We start from the raw sequence: 24,031 nt of genomic DNA, 5'->3' as shown, positions 1-24,031 counted from the left end.
ATACAACTATTAATTTAAAAGCAGATATCTATGTTTGATAAAACTATATTGCGTAATTATATCGTAAAAAAAACCGCTATTTTGACGGCTATCGTTTCTCTATTCCTTGTAGGGTGTGGTAGCGATCAAAATTATAAGCGCGAAATTGATGGTAATGAAGATTATTTAAACTCACCTGCTCTAAAGCCTTTAATTGTTCCCAAAGGTATGACAATACCAGCAGAAGTAGCTGATTTTTATATTTATAAACTTGATTCTAAGGGTAATTTAGGTAAACAAGTTGATATTCGAGCACCTGTTGTACCTATTCCAACCGTTTCTGATTCCTTTGTTATTTATAATAATGGTGTCCTTACTTTTAATTCACCACTCAGTGCTGATGTATGGAATAAAATTCCAAATACTTTAAACAACAAAAACATTCCTATAAGTAGTAGTGATAACTTAACTATAAAAACAGGCAAAGCTTTTATAGTTCGAGCGGATGAAACTCAAACAGCGGAAGCGTCGTTTACTTTTAAACGTAAAATTGTTGGTGATACCCAAACTATTACTCTTAGCTTGGATTCGTTAGCTCGTGGTGCTGAAGATATCTCTTCACAACCAATTGAAGTTCAGCGTTATGTTGTTGGTTTATTTAATTCGTTAATGGATGATATTGCTCCGCAATCTTTTCGAGAACCACAAGTGAAAGACTCGAACGGGAATGAAGCGAAAAAAGGAGCTGATAAAGATACTGAGTCCATGAAAAGGATTAAAGAGGATCTTAAAGATCAGATCCGTGGAAAGTGATAAAACAGTTTTATTTTGTGAATATGAAAATTTATAACTTTCTAATTCACAATAACTTTAATTCATAGTGTGGCTTGAAATTTGTAGCTTTTATGACTCTATCTTAGCTATAAACTGATACCCAGTTGCTATTTATGCTTAAAAAAGTAATAGCAAAAATAGTAGCAATGAGTTTGAATTTAAGGAGCGCGTAGCTCCTTAATTATTTGTTGGCAAATTGATATAAGGTTATAAACATGAAAAAGTTGGATGAGCTTTATCGTGGTAAAGCAAAAACTGTTTACACAACAGACAACCCTGAGTTATTAATATTGGAATTTCGTAATGATACTTCTGCTTTTGATGGTTTACGCATTGAGCAGTTAGATCGTAAAGGAATGGTCAATAATAAATTTAACTTTTTTATTATGACTAAACTACGTGACGCAGGTATACCAACTCAAGTTGAAGCCTTGTTGTCGGATAACGAAGTTTTAGTAAAAAAACTCGATATGGTACCTGTTGAATGCGTCGTTCGTAATCGTGCTGCAGGTTCTTTAGTTAAACGCTTAGGTGTTGAAGAAGGTAAAGTACTGAATCCTCCAACGTTTGAATTATTCCTAAAAAACGATGCACTGCATGACCCTATGGTCAACGAATCTCACTGTAAGGCTTTTGGCTGGGCGACAGATGAGCAATTAGCTACGATGAAAGAACTCAGCTTCAAAATTAACACTATTTTGACAGATATATTTGATAAAGCAGGTTTAATTTTAGTTGATTACAAACTTGAATTTGGGTTATTCAAAGGAGAAATCACTTTAGGTGATGAGTTTTCACCTGACGGTTGCCGTCTATGGGAAAAAGAGACATTGAAAAAAATGGATAAAGACCGTTTCCGACAAGGTTTAGGTGGGGTTATTGAAGCTTATGAAGAAGTGGCAACACGAATAGGTGTTCCGTTGTAATGTTTGCGCAGTTTGATATTTCTTTTTTTCTACTTTTAGGTCTCGCAGCACTGTGTTATTTAACTCATAATAACACAGTGACTTTTGCAGTACTCTTACTGCTAATGTTTAAACTTACACCGTTAGCGGCTTACTTTCCATTTTTAAATAAATATGGTTTAACTATTGGTATTGTGATCCTAACTGCTGCTATGATGGTTCCGTTAGCCGATGGTTCATTAAAAGTCGCTGATATTTTAAAATCATTCACCACATGGCAATCTCTCGTTGCCATAGCTGTAGGCATTTTAGTGTCATGGCTAGGTACTCGTGGCATATCGTTAATTGGTGCTCATCCTACTATTGTTAATGGTTTAATCATTGGCACACTTATAGGTGTGGCGTTTTTCAAAGGCGTTCCTGTCGGACCTCTCATTGCCGCTGGCATATTGTCACTGTTGATTGGTAAAAATTAACTCATGTCATGCCTTAAAAGCACACGAACATTATGGGTGTTACAGGGTGAAGCAACACAATTATTTGAGCAACTTAATCACACCATAACGACAAATTTTGGCGATTGGATAACCGTTACCAGTCAGCCAAATGTGCCTGATTTTTTGCCAAATACTCTTTTACCTACCAAAACCAAACAGCTATTAGGGCAAGAGTATCTACATGCAATATTTGATGCAACAATAGGATTTAATCTTGATGCGTTTGCAATGTTAACCGGTACATTGGTTAAAGGCAGTCTGCTGATTTTATTATTACCGAAGCAACTTGAAACTTGGCAAGACCAAGATAGTTTACGCTGGAATGAAGCCAATATCCCCATTACTGTGCCGAATTTTGTAAATCATTTGCTAAAAACACTTGCAGAATTTGATATAGCAATTGAGCACACTGTCTTATCATCACGCAGTAATCTGCCATTATCAACATTGTCGGACATCGACACGCAAGCTTGCGATTTAACTCAGCAGCAAATGACGTTACAAAAATTATTGAACAGTAAACAAAACATCAATGTCGTTATTGCTAAACGCGGTCGTGGTAAATCGGCTTTGGCAGGATTATTTAGTCATAAAAAGAACTGTATTGTGACTGCACCGAATAAAGCGGCACTCAATAGCTTTTTTGTCTTTGCTAACTCAAATACTCCGTTTTATGCGCCTGATGAGTTAATCGCTTGGCAACATAACGATTTTGCTGATTATTTAATTATTGATGAAGCAGCCATGATACCGCTTCCCATGCTTGAACAATTACTGCATTTAGCTAAGACTAAAAACAGTCGAGTATTACTCACTACCACGGTTGAAGGATACGAAGGTACAGGGCAGGGTTTTTTATTAAAATTGCTCGAAAATAGATCATATCAGTTTTTTTATCTTGATAACCCCATCCGTTGGCAAACGGGTGACAAATTAGAGTTATTTTGCGATCGGTTATTGTTAAATGGAATATTGGAAGAGAAAGAAAACCAAATAGCAATTGATTCATCCATAAACTACAGTAAACTCGATCGACATAATATAAACGCATTAACAACGATCTTTTACCTTTTAAAAAGTGCTCATTATCAAACCACATTAGTCGATTTACGGCGCCTTTTTGATGCGCAAAATTTATCGGTTTGGCAAGCCACGGTCAATAAAGACTTATCCCAAAATCATCCAATAACAACTCAACAGATCGCTGCGGTAATTACGTTAAATGAAGGCAATTTATCCGATTCACTCATTGAGCAAGTGTGGCTTGGTATGCGCCGTCCTAAGGGTAATTTAGTCGCGCAATCATTAGTCGCCCATGCAGGTGAAAAACTGGCAGCCAAATTACGCTCGGTACGCATCAATCGTATTGCGGTGATTGACTCTTATCGTCGACAACATGTTGCTAAAAAACTGGTACAATCGATATACGATGAAGCGTATCACCAAAATATCGATTATTTATCGGTGAGCTTTGCGTACAGTCAGCCTAATTATCAATTTTGGATAGCATGTGGGTTTAATTTGGTGCACGTTAGTAGCCATAAAGAGACCCGTAGTGGCAGTTATTCAATTATGGCGATTAAACCTTTAACCCAATTAGGACAGCAATTATCTGATCAATTACAACAGAAACTTGTACGCAATGCTTACTGGCTTAAAGATATTATCGAATTACCATTTAACGATATGATTACTTTTGATGATAATCAATCCTTAACTGCACAAGATTGTAGTGAATTAGCTGGTTTTTGTGATTACTATCGTCCATTTGAAGCGACTTATCCTGCACTTTGTCGATTAAATCTTTATGCACATCAACATCAGCAATACTTAACATTACCGATCTTATCAGCCTTAATTGATAGCAAAAATAATCAGATGGATATAATTAATCGTTATCAATTAGCGGGAAAAAATGCGTTAATGCAAGCCCTCAAACACGAAGTTAAAACTTGGTTGGCAAATAATCAACGGACTTTAACACTAAAATAATGCAATAGTAAATAAAATAGCCAGTAAAGATGATTAAACATTATTGAGCTTAGTAGGCGGTATGTTTAAAATATCGCACTGTTTATTTAAAACTATATATTAATGTATTACCAGTTTATACCTACTTAAGGTGTTGACTGGCTTGTAAATAAAAAGGAACCAAATGTGACGTCTAATCAAATAGATAATAATACCCAGCATCGACATTCCCACACGCAATCACGCCCGAAAAATCATCAAGCTAGAAATGGGTTTGAATATTTTTTTAAAGGTTGGTCGTTAGCTTTTAGTCCAGGTATTAAGAAATTTGTTTTTTTACCTCTACTTGCCAATATTGTATTAATGTCGGCGCTGTTTTATTGGTTTTTTACCGTTCTTAGTGGCATGGTCGATTGGGGATTGTCTTATGTACCAAGCTGGTTACAGTGGTTAGGATACATCATTGTATTTATTGTAATCCTAACGCTTGTGATTTTATTTTGTTATTTTTTCAGTACGGTGACTAACTTTATTGCTGCTCCTTTTAATGGAATATTAGCAGAACAAGTTGAAGCGCAATTAACAGGTATGCCTGCACCCGATACAACATGGATGAGCTTAATTAAAGATTTACCGCGAATATTAAATCGTGAGCTGCAAAAATTAGGCCATTATCTATTATGGGCTATTCCTATTTTACTTACCTATTTTATCCCCGTCATTGGACAAACGGTTACGCCAGTGGTATGGTTTTTATTTACCGCTTGGCAAATCAGCATTCAATATGCGGACTATCCATTTGATAACCACAAAATTAAGTTCCACCGTATGCGTGAACTTTTAAAGCAAAACAAAGTCGACAATCTGATGTTTGGTGGTTTAGTTAGCTTTTTTACTATGGTACCGCTGCTGAATTTGATTGTGATGCCTATTGCTGTCTGTGGCGCAACGGCAATGTGGGTAGATCGTTACCGTCATCAAGCTGTATTTGAAAGTACCAACCAAGATTTTCGGTAACGCTTAGTTTATTTGTTTGATTGATTTGATGATGGCCAATCGTCGTCATCATCATCGCTGTAAGGTATGGGTTTTATACCGTTCTTTTTTTCCAGATAATTTTTATAACTTAGCCGATTCAGTGCTTTAATGCCGTTGATAAAAATTCCAATTAAGATAATTAAAATAATCCACCAATAATCTTTAAGCCATGCCATATTATCTCCTTTTAGATAAGTGAAACGGGCTTAATTATGCCAGTAATAAAGTCTCTAAAATACGTCTATAGATTGCGGTTAAATTAATAATATCTTGGCAGTGGGCATTTTCGTTGACTTTATGGATAGTTTTGTTAACCACACCAAGCTCAATGACTTGGCAACCCATTTTAGCAATAAAACGCCCATCTGATGTCCCGCCACTGGTCGAGAGGCGGGTATCTGTTCCCGTAATATCCTTAATGGCATTGGCAGCAGCATTGGTTAGCTCGCCTTGTGGGGTTAAAAAAGGATGACCTGAAAGACGCCAATTCAAGGTATATTTTAGATTATGCTTTTGAAGAATTTGTTCAACACGTTCTTTAATTTGTGTGTCGGTAAGTTCACTGCTATAGCGAAAATTGAATTGAACACTCAGATCACCAGGTATTACATTTTCTGCCCCTGTTCCGCCGTTGATATTTGCGACTTGCATGGTGGTTTGTGGAAAATAGTCATTGCCATTATCCCAAATTGTGCTGACCAATTCATTTAAAGCAGGAGCAAAGCGATGCACTGGGTTATCTGCTAGATGAGGATAAGCAACATGACCTTGCACACCATGCACGACTAAATTTGCAGTTAATGATCCACGGCGTCCATTTTTAATTTGATCACCAAGTAAGGTATCGCTTGAAGGTTCGCCAACAATACAATAATCAGTGCGTTCATGGCGTTTGATTAATAAATCGACTACTTTAACGGTGCCATCGCTTGCGTCAGCTTCTTCATCAGACGTTAATAAAAAAGCCACACAGCCATGATGATCAGGATTGCTTTTAATAAAATCTTCTGCTGCACATACCATAGCCGCGACGCCACTTTTCATGTCCGCTGCACCTCGACCGTACAGTACACCATTTTCATCAATGGTAGGCGTAAAAGGCGGATAAAGCCATTTAGTTTCATCACCTGCGGGCACTACGTCGGTATGACCTGCAAACATCAGTGTTTTACTTTTACGATCACCATGAAAAGCCCACAAATTTTTGGTTTGTCCAATATTGATTTCTTCAATGGTAAATCCAATTTTTTTTAAACGTTCGATAATTATGTTTTGACAGTTTTTATCGTCAGGACTTATCGATTTTTCAGCAATAAGCGCAGTAGTCAGCGCAATAACAGGTTCATTCATCATAGTTTTGTTCTTATTTTGATTGCGATATAAATTGTGAATAACTTTCGTCAGAAAATCCTAACAAAGCACGCTTACCATCGATCAGTAAAGGACGTTTTAAAATGGATGGATTGTCTAACATAATTTTTTTGGCGGATTGTGCATTATTGATTTGGGCACGAACCTGCTCATCTAATTTGCGCCATGTTGTACCGCGCGTATTAAGTAAACTTTGCCAATCTACTAATTGTAAAAAAGTGTCGAGCAGGTCAGCCGATAATCCATCGGTTTTATAATTATGAAACTGATATTGAACTTGATGATCATCAAGCCAAGTAAACGCTTTTTTCATTGTGTTGCAGTTTTTAATACCATAGATGATATACATAATTGGGGGGATCCATTTCTTTAATATATTAAAAGATTATAACAGCTATAAGTTATTATCAGCAATTAGGATGATTAATGAGAGTATCCGTTCTGATTTTGTTTTATTATACTTAATAAGATTAACGGGTGATAATTTCACCAACCTTAAAAAAGAGGTTAAAATAGTTTTTTCTGAAGATAGTCTGCATTTTTGTTCAAAAATAATTGAAAATTTTCTAATTACCCCCATTATTTGACCATTCTTTCCATTTTTTACATGAAAATTTGTTTTTTTCTACATTAATGTGTATTAATATTGCGAATCGTTCGCATTTTAATTTGTGCGATAAAAAATAAATAAGCTAAATAAACGTAGGAAGTATGATGTCATCTTTAACTCTTAACCACTTGCCGATAGGGCGTGAGGCGGTTATTTCTAGATTTTTACCTAAATCGTTACCTTATCGTCGTAAATTACTGGCTATGGGCATTACACCGGGTTGTAAAGTCGAGGTAGTACGGACTGCGCCACTTGGTGACCCCATTGAGATTAATATGCGTGGATTTTTATTATGCTTACGCCGCCAAGAAGCTTCTTTTATCGAAGTGTTAGAGGTCGGAGCATGAAGATCGCACTAATTGGTAATCCAAATTGTGGCAAAACAACATTATTCAATTTGTTGACCGGTGCCAAACAAAGAGTGGGAAATTGGCCTGGCGTTACTGTCGAGCGTAAAACAGGTCTGTTTGCCTATAATCAGAAACAATACGATATTGTCGATTTACCGGGAACCTATTCAATTGAATCCGATCCATTATGCGTTTCGCAAGATGAGTTAATTGCAAGGCAGTTTGTTTTGAGTGAAGATGATTGCATGATAGTCAATATTATTGATGCGACAAATTTGCAACGCAGTTTATATTTGACCTGTCAATTAGTTGATTTGCAATTGCCTATGATCGTTGTGCTTAATATGATGGATGCGGTTAAAGCAATGGGTGAACAGATTAATGTTGCAAAGTTATCGAAATTGCTGGGTTGTCCAGTGGTGGCGATATCATCAAGTAAAAAAATAGGATTGCAAGCACTGTATCAGCAAATTGAAGCGATGACAGTATCTTCCCAAGTAGCTAATCCTTCAATCAATTTGTTGGGGGATGAACAGCAAGCTATTATTGATAGGTATATTAATGAATTACCTGAAGATAGTGAACTACGTCGATTTAATTCATGGCAGTTGCAAGATGTGTTATTAGATGATTCACACTACAATTTGACCCAACTTGAGAGTGAAAAGCTAACAGCTTGTCGTCTGTCACTTTCCGCATGGTGCGATAACGAAATTGACGTAGCGCTAGCATCTGCGCGCTATGATACAATTGATGCGATTTGTAAAACGGTCATTGACAAGCCTCGTGAATTAAATGTTCGCTTTTCAGATATGCTTGACAAAATTACTTTAGGACGCATTACAGGTATTCCATTGTTTTTGTTAACAATGTATATCATGTTCATGTTGTCGATTAATTTTGGAACAGTATTTGTTGATTTTTTTGATGGATTATGTGGCACGTTGTTTGTGGATGGTACAGCACATGTACTGCAAACCATACAGGCTCCTAACTGGCTTATCGCCATTTTGGCCAATGGTATCGGACGCGGTATTCAAACTGTTTCAACTTTTATACCTGTAATTGGGGCAATGTTTTTCTGTATGTCATTTTTAGAAGATTCGGGTTATTTGGCAAGGGCAGCAGTTGTTGTCGATCGTGGTATGCGCTGTATCGGTTTGCCGGGTAAGGCATTTGTACCTATGTTAGTCGGTTTTGGTTGTGGCGTACCAGCTATTATGGGAACGCGTACATTAGAAAGCACGCGCGATCGCATTATGTCAATCTGTATGATTCCATTTATGTCATGCGGAGCAAGATTGCCAGTATATGCGTTGTTTGCGGTTATCTTCGCACCTAGACATGCTTCATTTATCGTTTTTAGTTTGTATATGTTAGGTGTCGCAGTGGCAATTATCACAGGATTTGTGCTTAAATTTACTTTATTAAAAGGTTCGATTACGCCGTTTATTATGGAAATGCCCGTATATCGAATTCCTACTTTAAGCAGTTTGCTCAGTTTAACTTGGCAACGTTTGAAAAATTTCATTTTCAAAGCAGGAAAAGCCATTATAATCATGGTGACTGTTTTGAGTTTGCTTAACTCATGGGGACGGGATGGAACGTTTGGACATGAAGATTCACAAGATTCCATGCTATCTGCAGTTAGCCAAAAGATTACACCAGCATTTGCCCCAATGGGTATTAATCAACAGAATTGGCCTGCTACCGTTGGTATTTTTACGGGTATTTTCGCCAAAGAATCGGTTATTGCCACCTTAAATTCGCTTTATTCTATGGATGAAATGGATACCACACAACAGGCTGAATCATTTAATTTGTCGCAAGGGATTTTTGATGCACTTAAAACGATTCCTAAAAATCTAGTTGATTTGTCTGATGCTGTTTTAGATCCTTTAGGGTTATCTACTGTTAATGATGATATTGACTCATTACAATCCGAGTTAGCTGTGGATTCGTCAGCAGTATCTCAAATAAAAAATTCCTTTATGACGCCATCGGTCGCCATAGCTTATTTGATTTTTATATTACTTTATACTCCTTGTGCTGCGGCTTTAGGGGCGGTATATCGTGAAGCGGGTATAAGATGGATGATATTTGTTGGCATTTGGACTTTTATCATTGGTTGGTTATCTGCAACAATTTACTATCAAACAACTTTGATTGGACATTCACAATCGGCAGTTTGGTGGCTTTTGGGATGTGGGGCATTTATGCTAATTATGATTATCACTTTGCGGATATTAGGGCGATATTCCATTTTTAATCAAACAGCTGTCAGTTCATCTAACTCTAAAAATTCATCCTGCTGTTATTAAATAGCAGATCCTTAAAACATCTTATTTATTAACCATTCAATCATAAATTAAGGAGAAGATGCAGGACATAACCCTGCATCTTTTATTATTATGCTAGTAACTTCAATTCGAGATTATGTGCAATTAAAAAATCGTGCCGAGTTGCAAGACATTGCCCGACATTTTCGTATACCTAACAGTGCCACAGCACAAATGTTGGATTTTTGGATTAAAAAAGGAAGCATTCAGCGAATTATCATGGGGGATAATCAAACCGCATGCACACCTAATCAATGCAAAACGTGTGCAGGTTGTAATGTCACTCAGCAAATAGTTTATGTTTGGTTAAATAAATAAATCATATCTTTTTAAAATGATTCTGTTCAAATGTCTTTACAATCAACCTTTGATTAAATAATGTAAAAATTTTTACTATAGATACTGTGTTTAGGTAGTGATTTTTGTAATTAATAGTATAAGTTATTGCTATATTTTCTTAAAAAATATTTTATTTTCGAGACTTTCATCACATAATTGAATTAATTTATATTTAAAAATCATCAAATGATATTAATATGAACCTATGTTCATTTTTTGAATTAAATTGAGGTAAAATAATATGAAACCAATAGCCATTGGTGTTGATGATGCCGCTTTTGAATTTAGAAATAACATAGTTGATTATTTGACTAAATAAAGGATTGAAATTGTTGATTATAGTAGTGACAAATAAATAAAAAACGCTTTTTTGTTCTGATATTGTAAACGACGTAGTCTGTTCTATCAAAGCAAGTATGCAGAACAAGGTATCTTGATTTGTGGGACAGGTATCGGTGTTGCCATTGCTGCCAATAAAATAAGTTACCTAGTATTCGTGCAGCTTAATGTCATGATATATTTTCGGCTGATCGTGCCAGAAAGAGTAATAATGCTCAAATTATGACAATGGGTGCTAGAGTAATTGGCGTTGAGCTAAAAAATTTGTGCAATCATGGTCAAATTCTGAATTTGAAGGTGGTGGATTGACGACTAAAGTTGAGCGTATCAACCATTATGATCAGCTCTATAGTAAATAATCATTATTTGTTAGAATTTTTGGGTTAAGCAGATTAAATTTGCGAACAATGAGAACTTTTCAAACTTTAATTTTACCTCATATTTGTTTGTTTTTTAATCTATTATATATGCGAAATAGCAATAGGGTACTGTCGTTTTATTTTTGAATAAATGCTATTATATTTTTATTAAACTAAAAGCTGTAGAGGATAAAGAAGTATGAGTCAATTAGATGAATTTAAAAAATTAACTGTCGTTGTTGCCGATACTGGAGACATCGATTCAATTAAACAATTTTCTCCTGAAGATGCTACAACTAACCCATCCCTTGTACTAAAAGCTGCTCAACTTCCTCAATATCGATATCTAATTGATTCTGCTGTAGAAACCGCTAAAAAATTGGGTGGTAGTAAAGAACAACAATTAGTTAATGCATGTGATCAAGTTGCTGTTAATATTGGTGCTGAAATTTTAAAATTTGTTCCTGGTCGTATCTCGACAGAAGTGGATGCCCGTTTATCATTTGATACACAAGGTTGTATAGACAAAGCACGTCGTATCATTGAACTTTACCATGCAAAAGGTATTGATAAATCACGTATCTTAATTAAAATCGCTTCTACGTGGGAAGGGATTAAAGCAGCAGAAATTCTTGAAAAAGAGGGGATTAACTGTAATTTGACATTACTTTTCTCATTTGCACAAGCAAGAGCATGTGCTGAAGTAAATGCCTTTTTAATTTCTCCGTTTGTTGGCCGTATCTATGATTGGTATCAAGCTAAAAAACCAATCGATCCTTATGTTGCAGACGAAGATCCTGGTGTAGTTTCGGTTCGTAATATCTTCAATTATTACAAACAACATGGTTATAAAACGATTGTGATGGGCGCAAGTTTCCGTAAAGTTGACCAAATTTTAGCACTAGCGGGTTGTGACCGTCTAACCATTGCACCGAGTTTGCTTGCTGAAATGCAACAATCAACAGCCCCTGTAACACAAAAAATTAATCCAAATCAACAGGTAGTCGATCGCCCAGCACCGATGACTGAGGCTGAATTTAGATGGCAACACAATAGTGATGCCATGGCAGTTGAAAAACTTGCTGAAGGTATCCGTGCTTTTGCTGTTGACCAAGGCAAATTAGAAGATATGATTAGTGCATTACTTTAAGCATATAGAATACAAAGGGGGAGCTAGCTCCCCATTTTTACATTATTTAATTCGATTTGATTAACAAATTTGGCAGGCGACAGCATTTGTTGCTAAGAATAGTAACTTGCTAGATTAGGAATTTTTAATTAAAAATATTTTGGAGATTACAACATGAATGCAACGACTTTATCTCACCGCGAACTAGCGAATGCGATAAGAGCATTAAGTATGGACGGTGTGCAAAAAGCTAAATCTGGTCATCCAGGTGCACCTATGGGTATGGCCGATATGGCGGAAGTGCTTTGGCGTGGATTTTTAAAACATAATCCTACTAACCCTAATTGGGCGGATCGCGATCGTTTTGTATTATCAAATGGCCATGCATCTATGTTGATTTATAGCTTGCTGCATTTAACTGGCTACAATGTCACGATTGATGATCTTAAAAACTTTCGTCAATTGCATTCAAAAACCGCAGGTCACCCTGAATATGGTTATGTTCCGGGGGTTGAAACAACAACAGGCCCATTAGGACAAGGTATTGCTAATGCGGTAGGTATGGCTATTGCTGAAAGAACATTAGCTGCGCAATTTAATAAATCAGGCCATACCATTGTTGACCATCATACTTATGTATTTATGGGTGATGGTTGTATGATGGAAGGTATTTCACACGAAGTATGTTCATTAGCAGGTACTCTTAAATTAGGCAAACTTATTGCATTTTATGATGAAAATGGTATTTCAATTGATGGTGAAATTGATGGTTGGTTTACTGATGATACGGCAAAACGCTTTGAAGCTTATGGTTGGCATGTAATTCGTGGCATTGATGGTCATGATGCTAAAGCTTTAAAAGAAGCCATTGAACAAGCACAAGCAGTAACCGATAAACCGTCATTGTTAATGTGTAAAACAATTATTGGTTTTGGTTCACCAAATAAAGCGGGTAGCCACGAAAGTCATGGTGCACCTTTAGGTGATGCTGAAATCGAAGCAACACGTAAAGAACTTGGTTGGAATTATCCTGCTTTTGAAATTCCAAAAGAATATTACGATGCTTGGGATGCAAAAGCCAAAGGTAAACAAGTTGAAGATGAGTGGAATGCACGTTTTGACGCATATGCTAAAGCTTATCCTGATTTAGCTCAGGAGTTCAAACGTCGAGTTAGTGGCGATCTACCTGCTAATTGGCAACAAGTAGCAAAAGATTTTGTGAATAAACTGCAAGCAAATCCAGCAACAATTGCAACACGTAAAGCATCACAAAATGCGATTGAAGCGTTTGCTCCTACTTTAACTGAATTTTTGGGTGGCTCTGCCGACTTAGCACCAAGTAATTTAACCATGTGGTCAGGTTCAAAAGAGATTTTAGCCAACCCAAATGGAAATTATATCCACTATGGTGTACGTGAATTTGGTATGTCAGCGATCATGAATGGTATTGCATTACATGGTGGCTTTATTCCTTATGGCGCAACTTTCCTAATGTTCATGGAATACGCACGTAATGCTATCCGTATGGCTGCGTTAATGAAAATTCGTTCATTATTCGTTTATACTCATGATTCTATTGGTTTAGGTGAAGATGGACCAACACACCAACCTGTTGAACAAATGGCAAGTTTACGTGTTACTCCAAATGTCAGTACTTGGCGCCCATGTGACCAAGTTGAATCAGCTATCGCTTGGCAATATGCGATAGAACGCAAAGATGGTCCAACAGCGCTAATCTTCTCAAGACAAAATCTTAAACAACAAGAACGTAGTGCTGAGCAATTAGCTAATGTTTATCGTGGTGGTTATATTCTTAATGATTGTACTGGCACACCAGAACTAATTATCATTGCTACTGGATCGGAAGTTGAACTTGCTGTTGAGGCATATCATAAACTTACCGAAGCTGGTAAAAAAGTAAGAGTTGTCTCAATGCCATCGACAGATGCATTTGATAAACAAGATGCAACTTATAAAGAATCTGTATTACCATCTTCAGTGACGGCTCGCTTAGCGATCGAAGCAGGTATCAGCGATTATTGGTATAAATATGTTGGTCTTAACGGTAAAGTTGTTGGTATGACAACATTCGGTGAATCAGGCCCAGCCGATCAACTATTTAAAGAATTTGGTTTTACTATTGATAATGTCTTAAATCAGGCGAAAAGTTTATTGAAATAAATTATAGTCTGATTAACAGAATAAAACTTCGCTAATAACTTTAGCGAAGTTTTTTTATGCTTATTTTATGTTCTTTAGAAAATTCAATCCTATTCCTGAAAATCCATTTATATATTAACTAGAAGTTGAACCAGATGTTTTTCCAAAATTAAATATTAGAGATAACATTTGTTTTGATTTAGATTGATTGGTTATTTATTGTTTTTTCATGATTTTGTTATTTTCAATTAAATTTAAAAACCATAACTAGTAATTTAGTGATGGTATGATGTTCTTAGTCAAAAAATTAAATCTTTTAATATGGATTAGGATCTTTTTTCAAATCATTAAATGGAACTAACTTATTATTCGAAGCTTTAATTTGAATATCTTTTTGTTCAGATATATCAATTAAATCCATTTTAATGCAATTAATTGATAAAATGCATGATTATATTAATAATTTGATTTTAATCAACTTATATTTATTTTAAATGAACATAAATATATTTGATTATTTGTTATGCTATGCATTAGAATTATTGCACTAAGCAGTTAAAAATCATCAATGTGCAAAAAGAGGTTAAGCTGTAAGTAATACCGTTTAAATAACAAACAAACCATATAGCTAGAAACAATGTACCTTAATAATTTATAGTACCAATAAAATGCCTTAAATATTTTTAGGTATGAATTTTGTAACATATATAAAGAATAACTCATATGGACCAACTGTCGTATGGGATTGTGAGCGTGTTAAATAACAGATATTCATGAAGAAAAACAATGAAATTCCAGTTTCGTGTAATTTACTATCATGGGTTAATGTTCCCACTTTTGATGGAATAGTAGGGCGTCCATAATGATTAAAGGATTAACATATTTTGTATAATTGAAACAAAAACTATATTAATCCTTTTCATGTTATATATTATCTTGAAGATTTATTTAAAATTACTTCTTTGGGTTGTTTTTGAATGTAGATCATTCTAGCAATAAGTAAAAATGCAGCAACCGCCAATCCTAATATAATTCCAATCCAAAAACCTGCAGCACCTATTGGCTGCATAATTAAATCAGTTAATCCTAAAATGTATCCAACTGGTAGACCAACGCCCCAATAAGAGATAAGCGTGATGTAAAAAATACTTTTCGTATCTTTGTAACCACGTAATACGTTACTTGCTACAACTTGAAGATAATCAGAGGCTTGATAGATAGCGAGTAAAATGATCAGTTGCAAGCAAATAGTAATAACATCTACTTCTTCTGTGAATATATGAATAATTGGCGTTCTAAAAATAACCAGAACTAATGCCACTATCACGGCAATCATTAACGATATCGCCAAACTAATATAAGCTGTTTGTTTTGCTAATGATGTTTTTTTATTACCGAGTAAAAAACCTACACGGATACTTGATGCTACACCTAACGATAATGGTATTGCAAACGTTAAACTACTGATAGTAAAGATAATTTGATGTGCAGCAACAGTGACTTGACCAAGTGGAGCAATCAGTAAAGCTATCACAGCAAACAAGCTCATTTCGAAAAAATAGGCTAGTGCCAGAGGCATACCTAGGACAACGATATTTTTGATTACACTAAAATCAACCCATTTGGTCAATTGTGTTTCACGAATATCACGTTGACTTGCAGTAGTTAAGGTATAAAAGCGGATTAATCCAAACATTAGCCAAAAAATGATGGCAGCAGTAATACCACAACCAACACCACCAAATGCAGGTAATCCTAACTTGCCATAAATTAAAACATAGTTAATTGGAATATTAGCAAGTAACGCTATAAATATGATTACCATAGCTGGTTTAGTATTGGATAACCCCTCACATTGATTGCGATAAACTAAAAACAGCAAGAATGCAGGTACTCCCCACATGATTGCTCGTAAAAATTTTACGGCCACGTCCATCATTTCGGGATCAATAGGGTGATCTACGGAACTTCTTAGACCGATTATTTGGTCTGAATGATATAAAATCAACATTATCAACACAGATAAAAATAGGGCGATCACTACACCTTGACGTGTGTGATTCGCAACTTGGTCTCGTTTAGCTGCACCATTTAAGTTGGCAATGATGGGGGTTAAAACGGTTAATAGTCCTTGACCAAACAAAACTGTTGGTAACCAAATTGATACGGCGATTGCAACACCAGATAATGCCGTTTTACTGTAGTGTCCTGCCATAATGGTGTCAACAAAAGTGATGGCTGTTTGTGATACTTGTGCAATAAGTACTGGTACAGCCAATTTACCAAGATTTTTTATTTCATGTTTATAATGTTGTTTCATGATTTATTACCGTTTAACCGTTCCCCATAAGTCATATTCATCAGAATGCTCAATAATGACTTGAACAATATCCCCGACGTTGACATCTTTTTCTTCATTTAAATATACAACACCATCAATTTCAGGCGCATCAGCCATACTACGACCTATTGCACCATCTTCATCAACTTCATCAATAATAACCGCTAAGGTTTTCCCTATTTTAGCTTGTAATTTTTGCATTGATATCTTTTGCTGCAACTGCATAAACCTATCAAATCGTTGTTGTTTGATTTCGTCTGGAACTTGGTTAGCTAATTCATTCGCTGCTGCACCTTCAACAGGGCTATAAGGAAAGCAACCAACGCGATCTAATTGCGCTTTTTCTAAAAAGTCGAGTAATAATTCAAAATCTTGTTCAGTTTCGCCGGGATAACCAACAATAAACGTTGAACGCAGAGTGATTTCCGGGCAAATTTCACGCCAATGATGAATTCGTTCAAGTGTTTTTTCAATTGTCCCAGGACGTTTCATTGATTTTAAAACCGTTGGGCTGGCATGCTGTAATGGGACATCTAAATAAGGTAAGATTTTTCCTTCCGCCATCAATGGAATTAAATCATCAACACTCGGATATGGGTACATATAATGTAATCTCACCCAAATACCAAGACTAGATAATTGTTCACAGAGTGTTTGGATATTGGTTTTTAAAGGCATACCATTCCAAAAGTTGGTGCGGTTTTTGATGTCAATACCATAAGCTGAAGTATCTTGAGCAATGACTAAAAGTTCTTTTACTCCACTGTCAACTAATCGTTTTGCTTCATCAAGTACATTACCAATAGGACGACTGACCATCTCACCACGTAAAGAAGGGATGATGCAAAATGTACAGCTATGATTACAACCTTCTGAAATCTTTAAGTATGCATAATGTTTAGGTGTTAACTTTACCCCTTGCTCGGGTACTAAGCTGGTAAATGGGTTATATGCAGGTTTTGGAGCATATTTATTTACATGACTTAGCACCGCTTCGTAACTATGGGGGCCAGAAATTTCAAGTACTTTTGGGTGTACACTTCGGATCTGATCTTCTTTAGCGCCAAGACAACCGGTAACAATCACTTTACCATTTTCATCAAGTGCTTCACCAATGGCTTCAAGCGATTCTTGTACCGCACTGTCAATAAATCCACAAGTGTTAACAATTACCAAATCAGCATTTTCATAAGTAGGTACCACTTGATAACCTTGGGTACGCAGTTCAGTTAATATTCGCTCTGAGTCAACCAAATTTTTAGGACAACCGAGGCTCACAAATCCAATTGTTGGGGATGATATATTCATAGTATTTTTAATAATTTTAAAATTTATAGAGGTATTTATCGAGAATTTAAAAGTTTGTCAATTTAGATTTAGACAATAGGCGAGCATTCTAACATATTTAAATTGATGCTAATAAAAATTTTTAGGTTGTTATGATTTATATAAAATAAAATTATAAAAGCCCTATATCTAACATGACTGTTGATTATAGAAGGTAAATTATAATTTATCTTTAATAGGAACTGATGGATCAGTCTCGTTAATTGTTGTTTAGGTATATAATCTACGTCAAATAAATTCGATACACTATTTTATAACGGTTTATAATATTGTAATTAGAGAGCACTATAAACTTGTTCTTTTTGAACTACATTTATTAAATGTGTCATCTTAAAAATTTAAAAGTAGCATATTGGAATCGTATTTTTAAGATTTTAAAAAAGAACTACTTAAAAGTTGAAGTATTGATAAGAGCAAAAGGATTATTCCTAAATAATAAATTTATTCATGTTAAATAGATAGATTATTTTCATACATTAATTATTGGTTCAATAATAAAATCTAAATTTTTGGCATGCCATCATTTAAGTATCAAATAATCCATCATTATACAGCAATTTTTGGTACTGTTTTCAGTAAACCCAAAGTTGAGCAGCATGGATAGCTTTACAATGTATTTTAAAACTCTAGAATACTAAGAACAGTGATAAAAACAATTAAGATACCTATATAATAAAAAAACCCTTACTAACAGCATAAGGGCAAATAGGAAGTTAAACAATTAACAATAACAATATTATTTTAGACCATTAATTACTTCATCAATTTGACGATCTAAACTTTCTGCACCACCACCAGATAAGTACCAAAGATCTGGTGTTAGATAAACCACTTGAGTATTGCTTGCAGCTAATATTTTTGCATCAAAAAAGTCTTCTTTCATAGCCGTTTGACCAATTGCTTTACTACGATCAACGACATAAATAATGTCAGGTTTAACATCACTGACGTAATTATTGTCAATAAAAGTTGGTTTTGGTCTTTCACCATTATTTATTGGTTGAATAAAAAATGGAACGGCACGTTTTACTTTTAAAACATCATGGATTAACGCTGCACTTGAACTTGCATTAATTAAAATCATTTTACCATCATTATGGATTGCAACAATTGCTTTTTTAGGACTCGATTGAGCAACAGATTGGGCATTATTTATTTTTACATCAAGGGTTTGAATTAATGTACTTGCGGTTTTTTCAGTGCCAGTGATATCTGCTAATAGATTGATATGCTTCTTAGTTGATTCAAGGTAGTTTTTTGCATCAACGCTTAAATTAATTACAGGTGCAATTTTAGATAGCTCTTGAGTTCTACTGGCTTGACGACCATCAATAATAATCAGTTGTGGTTTAGCTTGTTTGATTGCATCTATACTCGGTTCTTTCATATTACCGGTGTCAGCAATGTTTGCATTTTTATACTGCTCAAGATAAGAAGGTAGAACAGAAAGAGGCGCCCCTATAACAATTGAACCTTTACCTAAAGCATCTAAAGTATCTAGTGCACCATAGTTCATCACGACAACTTTACTTGGTGATTTAGGTACTACAACTGATTGATTATTGTCTGTAGTTACCGTCATTGAAGATTGACAACCTGCTAATCCTAAGACAAGTGCAGCTAATGTGCTTAATAGTAATTTTTTTTTGATTTTCATATAGGTTCCTTTGTTTACAACGCAAATGATAACTATTATTGTTTAAAGTGTATAAATTGTCTAGTAATAAATAATTTTTAGAAAAGATATTGATAACTATTCTCATATGGTATATTGTACGTCCGGATTGAGGTTGAAAATATCAATATAAATAATAGGGTTATACAAATGAATACTAAGTTTAAATTGGCAACACATGTCATTAACACTAGTCTTTTATTATCATTGTCTAGCATAGCTATGGCTGCAAGCGATAAAGACACTGATACCATGGTGGTGACAGCATCAGGATTTTCACAACAAATTAAAGAAGCTCCGGCAACAATTTCAGTGATCACACCAGAAGAAATTAGCAAAAAATCTTATCGTGATGTAACTGACGCACTCAAAGATATACCTGGTGTTACTATAACTGGTGGTGGAGATTCGACCGATATTAGTATTCGTGGTATGGATGCCAAATACACTTTATTATTAATTGATGGTAAAAAAGTCAGCACCCGTGAAACCAGACCTAATAGTGATAATTCAGGTTTTGAGCAAGGGTGGTTACCACCGTTAACGGTTATCGAACGAATTGAGGTTGTCCGTGGACCTATGTCTTCTTTATATGGTTCAGATGCCATGGGTGGGGTCGTTAATATTATCACTAAAAAAGTGTCTAACGAATGGCACGGAGGTTTACGTATTGAGTCAGTTATTCCTTACCGTTCGGATGAAAAAAATACCTATATTGGTAGTTTTTCCACAATGGGACCCATTATTGATGATATTTTAGGAATTCAATTATATGGTCAATATACCAAACGTCATGAAGATGAATTCTTAAATGGTCATTCCGCACAAAAATTACGTAGCCTAAATGGTAAAATATCGCTTAATGCAACTGAAACCCAAACATTTGATCTCGACTTTGGGCGATCTTTACAAAATAGTAATGCTACAGGAGGAAAAACAAGACCAGTTAATCGTGGCGATTTCAACCGAGATAACCGTCGCAATTCTTTTGCCTTGACTCATAATGGTTTGTTTGGTGATGTATCGACGACATCTTTTATTGCTCATGAAAGCAATAATAATCCAGAAAGAAAAATGAAAATTCGCAATACTAATGTTGACTCTCGTGTGACCATTCCTTTCTCAATTAATATGTTAACCGCTGGTGGAGAATATACTTATCAAGAACTTCATGATGGTGGTAATCAGTTAAATACAAACTTAACAAAAATTGATCGTTGGAGTTATGCGTTGTTTGCAGATAACGAGATGAGAATCGTTGATAATTGGAGTATTACTGCTGGCGTACGTTATAATAGAGATGAAAATTATGGACATAACTGGAATCCAAAAATTTATAGTGTTTGGAATATTGATGATAACTTTACTTTAAAAGGTGGCTATTCAACTGGATTTGCAACACCACAACTACGCCAAGTTGTCTCTGACTGGGGACAAGTTACAGGTGGATCAGGAACAGGTAATAGAGGGATGATAATGGGAAATCCAAATTTAAAACCTGAAAAAACGAATTCATTTGAAATTGGTGTTGGTTATACCAATGAATATGGTGTTGATGCATCTGTAACAGCTTTTTATACCAAATATAAAGATAAAATCCAATCTTATTATATTTGCCGAGGTGAAGCTGGATCTAGAAATTGCCAGATCAATGGATATCGTGAAAAATTTGATTTTGTTCAGGGGCGTGAGAATGTGGATAAAGCAGATCTTAAAGGCTTAGAGCTATCATTCAAAACGCCATTATTTACTGACTTCTTGTTAAGTTCTAACTACTCTTGGAATAAATCAGAACAAAAAACAGGAAATAATAAGGGGAGACCTTTAAACCGTACACCAAAGCAAAAATTCAATACTCAACTTGATTGGTATGTTGCTCAAGACTGGGATTTATGGACTAAAGTTGCTTATTATGGTGTTGAAAGTACAACAGATCGTAGTGGTAAGAAAATTGAATATCCAGGCTATACTTTCTGGGATGTGGGGGCATCTTTCCAAATAAATAAAAATGCTAAGATTTATGGTGGGGTTTATAACTTATTTGACAAAGATGTTTCAAACGCTGACTTTGGTAAAACTTTAGAAGGTCGACGTTACTTTGTGGGTACCGAGATTAACTTCTAAATAAATTGAACTAATAAATATTTTTCTGTGAAAAAAGATGGCTGTTTTAACAGCCATCTTTTATTTATAGTAATCTAACTATTTACACCCTAAATATAAAAGTCACTTGTTGAACCTGCCATAACGTAACCTAGTGCAATATCACATAGCATTTTTTTGCTATTTCAAAAATCACAATTCTATATTTCATTGCTTACAATTTTTTTAATCATATGAAAAATATAAACTTATCGGTAGAATCCCGTAGAATCTAATTTTAATTTCCATCAATTTTAATTAATCAAATAAAAACATAGTGTTATAGATTGTGATTTTAATGAAAAATAACCTAAAAAATCGGTAGAAATTTGACGGTCAATATTTTAAATATAAAACAGTATGTTATAATTGGGGCGTTCCCTGTATACACAGGGATAAACCGTGCATTAGGATCTCGCTCAGTTGCTTTTTGAACGCGTTCCCTGTATACACAGGGATAAACCGCAGCCGTAAAAATCCACAACTGGGTAAAATCAGCGTTCCCTGTATACACAGGGATAAACCGTGACGCGGAGATTAATTTTTGCACTTGCCAAAGCGTTCCCTGTATACACAGGGATAAACCGTTCGAGTCGATCGCCTTTCCAAAATTTATTCAGCGTTCCCTGTATACACAGGGATAAACCGTTTGCAGCGGTAAAAACTACCTGATCGAATCAGAGTTCCCTGTATGCACAGGGATAAAATACAAAACTACTACAAACCGCTCGCATGGAGGTTTCTCATTGCCAAAGTCTATTAAATAACATACCATTGCAAAAAAACATAAAGAATAAGGAAATGGTATGGAAAAGATTATTTATTGTTTGTTGTTATTCCCATTTTTTGTATTTGCTGATGATTTCTATAATTGTAAATATGCAATGGGTATTGAAACAGAAGAAAATCTAAACTATTTGGCGAATGGAACTGTTCGGGTAACCAATGATAGATTTGTTGCTCAAGATTTAACACACAAGGAGCATAAATCGCCTAAATTTACAGAGTTTACAGAATTTGCAGATAATTTATCTATTGCAGAGGACTCAGAGAAAGTATATGTTCTTGCAAATGATAGAACAAAGTATGTGATTACGACTAAAATAAGTAATCTTGTTTTTAAATGGGGTAATTGTACTCTTGATTTATCTATTGACTTCGAGAATGAAAAATTTGGTAACAAACCAGTAAATTTTTTTCCTAAGATAAAATCGTATTTTCGGGACGTATTGAAAGATCCTGATTCTGCAAAATATTCTAACATTTCTAAACCTCAGAAAGATTTCATAATTGAATATGGGGAGGTTGTCACCGGATATTCGGTCTGCCTCTATGTCAATGCTAAAAATTCATTTGGCAGTTACACAGGAAAAAAATTATATTGGGCTTTCTTAAAAGACAATAAATTATTAAGAGTAAATGATGCGCAAGATTCAATAGTAATAACCCGATGGCATAATATTAGTTGTAGCTATTAAAAATATTGTTTTTTAGCATAAAGTATCAAATCAATTCAACCCTTTAATGAGGGTTTTTTATTGCCAAAATCTATTAAATAAAATAATATTGTAAATAAATGTAAAGATTAAGAAAATGGTGTGAAGAAAATTTTGTTTTGCTTGTTGTTTGTCCCCTTTTTTGTTTTTTGCGGCTCAGTAAAAACCGGTAACTGGATAGTTGATATCAATGAAGACCCTATTACTGATGAAAAAATAGTCAGAATCTTCACGATTGATAAAACAAAATAGAATAATGAAACTGCTACGTTTTTATTTACTTGTAATTCAGTTAGCCTCTTATCATTTGATATAAATGATTTACCAAAAATAAACGAGAGAGGAAATTCAACAAAAGTCGTATTAAGAGTGGACAAAAAAACTCCATTTGAAATGGATTGGACTAAAAAAGAGATAGGATATGAATTTTCTGATATTAATGAAATTAATAATTTGATAAAAAAAGGGAAAAAGTTAGTGGTTAGAGCCGAATATTCAAAAACTAAAGATTTTGAGTTCTCTCTAGCTGGCTTTGCAAAAGCATTTAAAAAATTGCAAAAAAATTGTTCTACTAACTAATCAATGTTCCCTGTTCGCGCAGGGATAAACTGAATTTGACGTAATACGTAGTGGTTTATCTCCTATGTTTCCTATACACAGGGATAAACCGCGCAAGTTTCAATGGGCATTCCGCCCACTACGATGTTCCCTGTGCACACAGGGATAAATCAGCAGGGCGTCAATATTACATAGCATTTTTTGCTATTCAAAAAAATCACAATTCTACATTTTATTGTTTTCTATTTTTTT

19 protein-coding genes, 1 pseudogene and 1 CRISPR repeat array are annotated in these 24,031 nt (G+C 34.9%); of the genes and pseudogenes, 14 read left to right on the top strand and 6 right to left on the bottom strand.

All coding sequences use genetic code 11. The features are described from left to right. The first annotated feature begins 30 nt into the window (after positions 1-30). The 5 genes from bamC to cysZ all read left to right on the top strand — a co-directional run bounded on the left by bamC (position 31) and on the right by cysZ (position 5,203). Positions 31-792 (top strand): outer membrane protein assembly factor BamC, encoded by a 762-nt coding sequence (bamC, locus tag H3S88_RS06340; RefSeq protein ID WP_198228175.1) that lies wholly within the window; start codon positions 31-33, stop codon positions 790-792. 236 nt (positions 793-1,028) lie between these two features. Then, positions 1,029-1,739, top strand: a complete 711-nt coding sequence (gene purC, locus H3S88_RS06335) for a phosphoribosylaminoimidazolesuccinocarboxamide synthase (protein ID WP_198228177.1) — start codon at positions 1,029-1,031, stop codon at positions 1,737-1,739. Continuing rightward, positions 1,739-2,194 (top strand): DUF441 domain-containing protein, encoded by a 456-nt coding sequence (locus H3S88_RS06330; RefSeq protein ID WP_086309000.1) that lies wholly within the window; start codon positions 1,739-1,741, stop codon positions 2,192-2,194. Before purC ends, H3S88_RS06330 begins: the two co-directional genes overlap by 1 nt. A gap of 3 nt (positions 2,195-2,197) precedes the next feature. Continuing rightward, positions 2,198-4,207 (top strand): GNAT family N-acetyltransferase, encoded by a 2,010-nt coding sequence (locus H3S88_RS06325; protein ID WP_198228179.1) that lies wholly within the window; start codon positions 2,198-2,200, stop codon positions 4,205-4,207. A 165-nt stretch (positions 4,208-4,372) separates the two neighbouring features. Continuing rightward, complete coding sequence (cysZ, locus tag H3S88_RS06320) at positions 4,373-5,203, top strand: sulfate transporter CysZ (protein ID WP_307785758.1); 831 nt, start codon at positions 4,373-4,375, stop codon at positions 5,201-5,203. Between the two features lie 8 nt (positions 5,204-5,211). Here the strand turns inward: cysZ and H3S88_RS06315 are convergent, their stop codons facing one another. The 3 genes from H3S88_RS06315 to H3S88_RS06305 are packed head-to-tail and all read right to left on the bottom strand — an operon-like array spanning position 5,212 to position 6,944. After that, a complete protein-coding gene (locus H3S88_RS06315) occupies positions 5,212-5,400 on the bottom strand; it encodes a YpfN family protein (RefSeq protein ID WP_198228181.1) in 189 nt (62 codons plus the stop codon). 34 nt (positions 5,401-5,434) lie between these two features. Continuing rightward, positions 5,435-6,574, bottom strand: coding sequence for a succinyl-diaminopimelate desuccinylase (gene dapE, locus H3S88_RS06310; RefSeq protein ID WP_198228303.1), 1,140 nt, complete (start codon positions 6,572-6,574; stop codon positions 5,435-5,437). 13 nt (positions 6,575-6,587) lie between these two features. Continuing rightward, positions 6,588-6,944 (bottom strand): ArsC family reductase, encoded by a 357-nt coding sequence (locus tag H3S88_RS06305; RefSeq protein ID WP_198228184.1) that lies wholly within the window; start codon positions 6,942-6,944, stop codon positions 6,588-6,590. Between the two features lie 365 nt (positions 6,945-7,309). On the opposite strand from H3S88_RS06305, the gene H3S88_RS06300 reads away from it, so the two are divergent. From H3S88_RS06300 to tkt, 6 genes and pseudogenes are all read left to right on the top strand, one after another. Next, positions 7,310-7,552, top strand: a complete 243-nt coding sequence (locus H3S88_RS06300; protein WP_065738977.1) for a FeoA family protein — start codon at positions 7,310-7,312, stop codon at positions 7,550-7,552. Beyond that, positions 7,549-9,876 (top strand): Fe(2+) transporter permease subunit FeoB, encoded by a 2,328-nt coding sequence (feoB, locus tag H3S88_RS06295; protein WP_198228186.1) that lies wholly within the window; start codon positions 7,549-7,551, stop codon positions 9,874-9,876. Before H3S88_RS06300 ends, feoB begins: the two co-directional genes overlap by 4 nt. Before the next feature lie 90 nt (positions 9,877-9,966). Beyond that, on the top strand, positions 9,967-10,212 hold the full coding sequence (locus tag H3S88_RS06290) for a FeoC-like transcriptional regulator (RefSeq protein ID WP_198228188.1): 246 nt from the start codon (positions 9,967-9,969) through the stop codon (positions 10,210-10,212). A 262-nt stretch (positions 10,213-10,474) separates the two neighbouring features. Beyond that, positions 10,475-10,931: pseudogene (locus H3S88_RS13525) on the top strand (RpiB/LacA/LacB family sugar-phosphate isomerase). Positions 10,932-11,130: 199 nt separating this feature from the next. Further along, a complete protein-coding gene (gene tal, locus H3S88_RS06275; protein ID WP_198228192.1) occupies positions 11,131-12,081 on the top strand; it encodes a transaldolase in 951 nt (316 codons plus the stop codon). Positions 12,082-12,234: 153 nt separating this feature from the next. Further along, on the top strand, positions 12,235-14,241 hold the full coding sequence (tkt, locus tag H3S88_RS06270) for a transketolase (RefSeq protein ID WP_198228194.1): 2,007 nt from the start codon (positions 12,235-12,237) through the stop codon (positions 14,239-14,241). 910 nt (positions 14,242-15,151) lie between these two features. On the opposite strand, the gene H3S88_RS06265 is transcribed toward tkt, so the two are convergent. The 3 genes from H3S88_RS06265 to H3S88_RS06255 form a co-directional block, all read right to left on the bottom strand. After that, positions 15,152-16,540, bottom strand: a complete 1,389-nt coding sequence (locus H3S88_RS06265) for an MATE family efflux transporter (protein ID WP_198228196.1) — start codon at positions 16,538-16,540, stop codon at positions 15,152-15,154. A 6-nt stretch (positions 16,541-16,546) separates the two neighbouring features. Continuing rightward, a complete protein-coding gene (rimO, locus tag H3S88_RS06260) occupies positions 16,547-17,869 on the bottom strand; it encodes a 30S ribosomal protein S12 methylthiotransferase RimO (protein ID WP_198228198.1) in 1,323 nt (440 codons plus the stop codon). A gap of 775 nt (positions 17,870-18,644) precedes the next feature. Then, complete coding sequence (locus H3S88_RS06255) at positions 18,645-19,565, bottom strand: siderophore ABC transporter substrate-binding protein (RefSeq protein ID WP_198228200.1); 921 nt, start codon at positions 19,563-19,565, stop codon at positions 18,645-18,647. 168 nt (positions 19,566-19,733) lie between these two features. On the opposite strand from H3S88_RS06255, the gene H3S88_RS06250 reads away from it, so the two are divergent. The 3 genes from H3S88_RS06250 to H3S88_RS06240 all read left to right on the top strand — a co-directional run bounded on the left by H3S88_RS06250 (position 19,734) and on the right by H3S88_RS06240 (position 23,800). After that, a complete protein-coding gene (locus H3S88_RS06250) occupies positions 19,734-21,707 on the top strand; it encodes a TonB-dependent receptor domain-containing protein (RefSeq protein WP_198228202.1) in 1,974 nt (657 codons plus the stop codon). Positions 21,708-22,099: 392 nt separating this feature from the next. After that, positions 22,100-22,434: a CRISPR direct-repeat array (repeat unit 29 nt; unit sequence GCGTTCCCTGTATACACAGGGATAAACCG). Between the two features lie 97 nt (positions 22,435-22,531). After that, a complete protein-coding gene (locus H3S88_RS06245; protein ID WP_144091170.1) occupies positions 22,532-23,203 on the top strand; it encodes a hypothetical protein in 672 nt (223 codons plus the stop codon). A 387-nt stretch (positions 23,204-23,590) separates the two neighbouring features. Next, positions 23,591-23,800: a hypothetical protein gene (locus tag H3S88_RS06240; protein WP_198228203.1), complete on the top strand. Its 210-nt coding sequence runs from the start codon at positions 23,591-23,593 to the stop codon at positions 23,798-23,800. The last annotated feature ends 231 nt before the right edge of the window (positions 23,801-24,031 follow it).

The sequence above is a fragment of the Gilliamella sp. B14448G11 genome, assembly GCF_016101765.1.
GTDB lineage: Bacteria > Pseudomonadota > Gammaproteobacteria > Enterobacterales > Orbaceae > Gilliamella > Gilliamella apicola_N.
The sequence above is the reverse complement of the archived record's forward strand: the minus strand, read 5'-3'. Positions and strand labels throughout refer to the sequence as shown.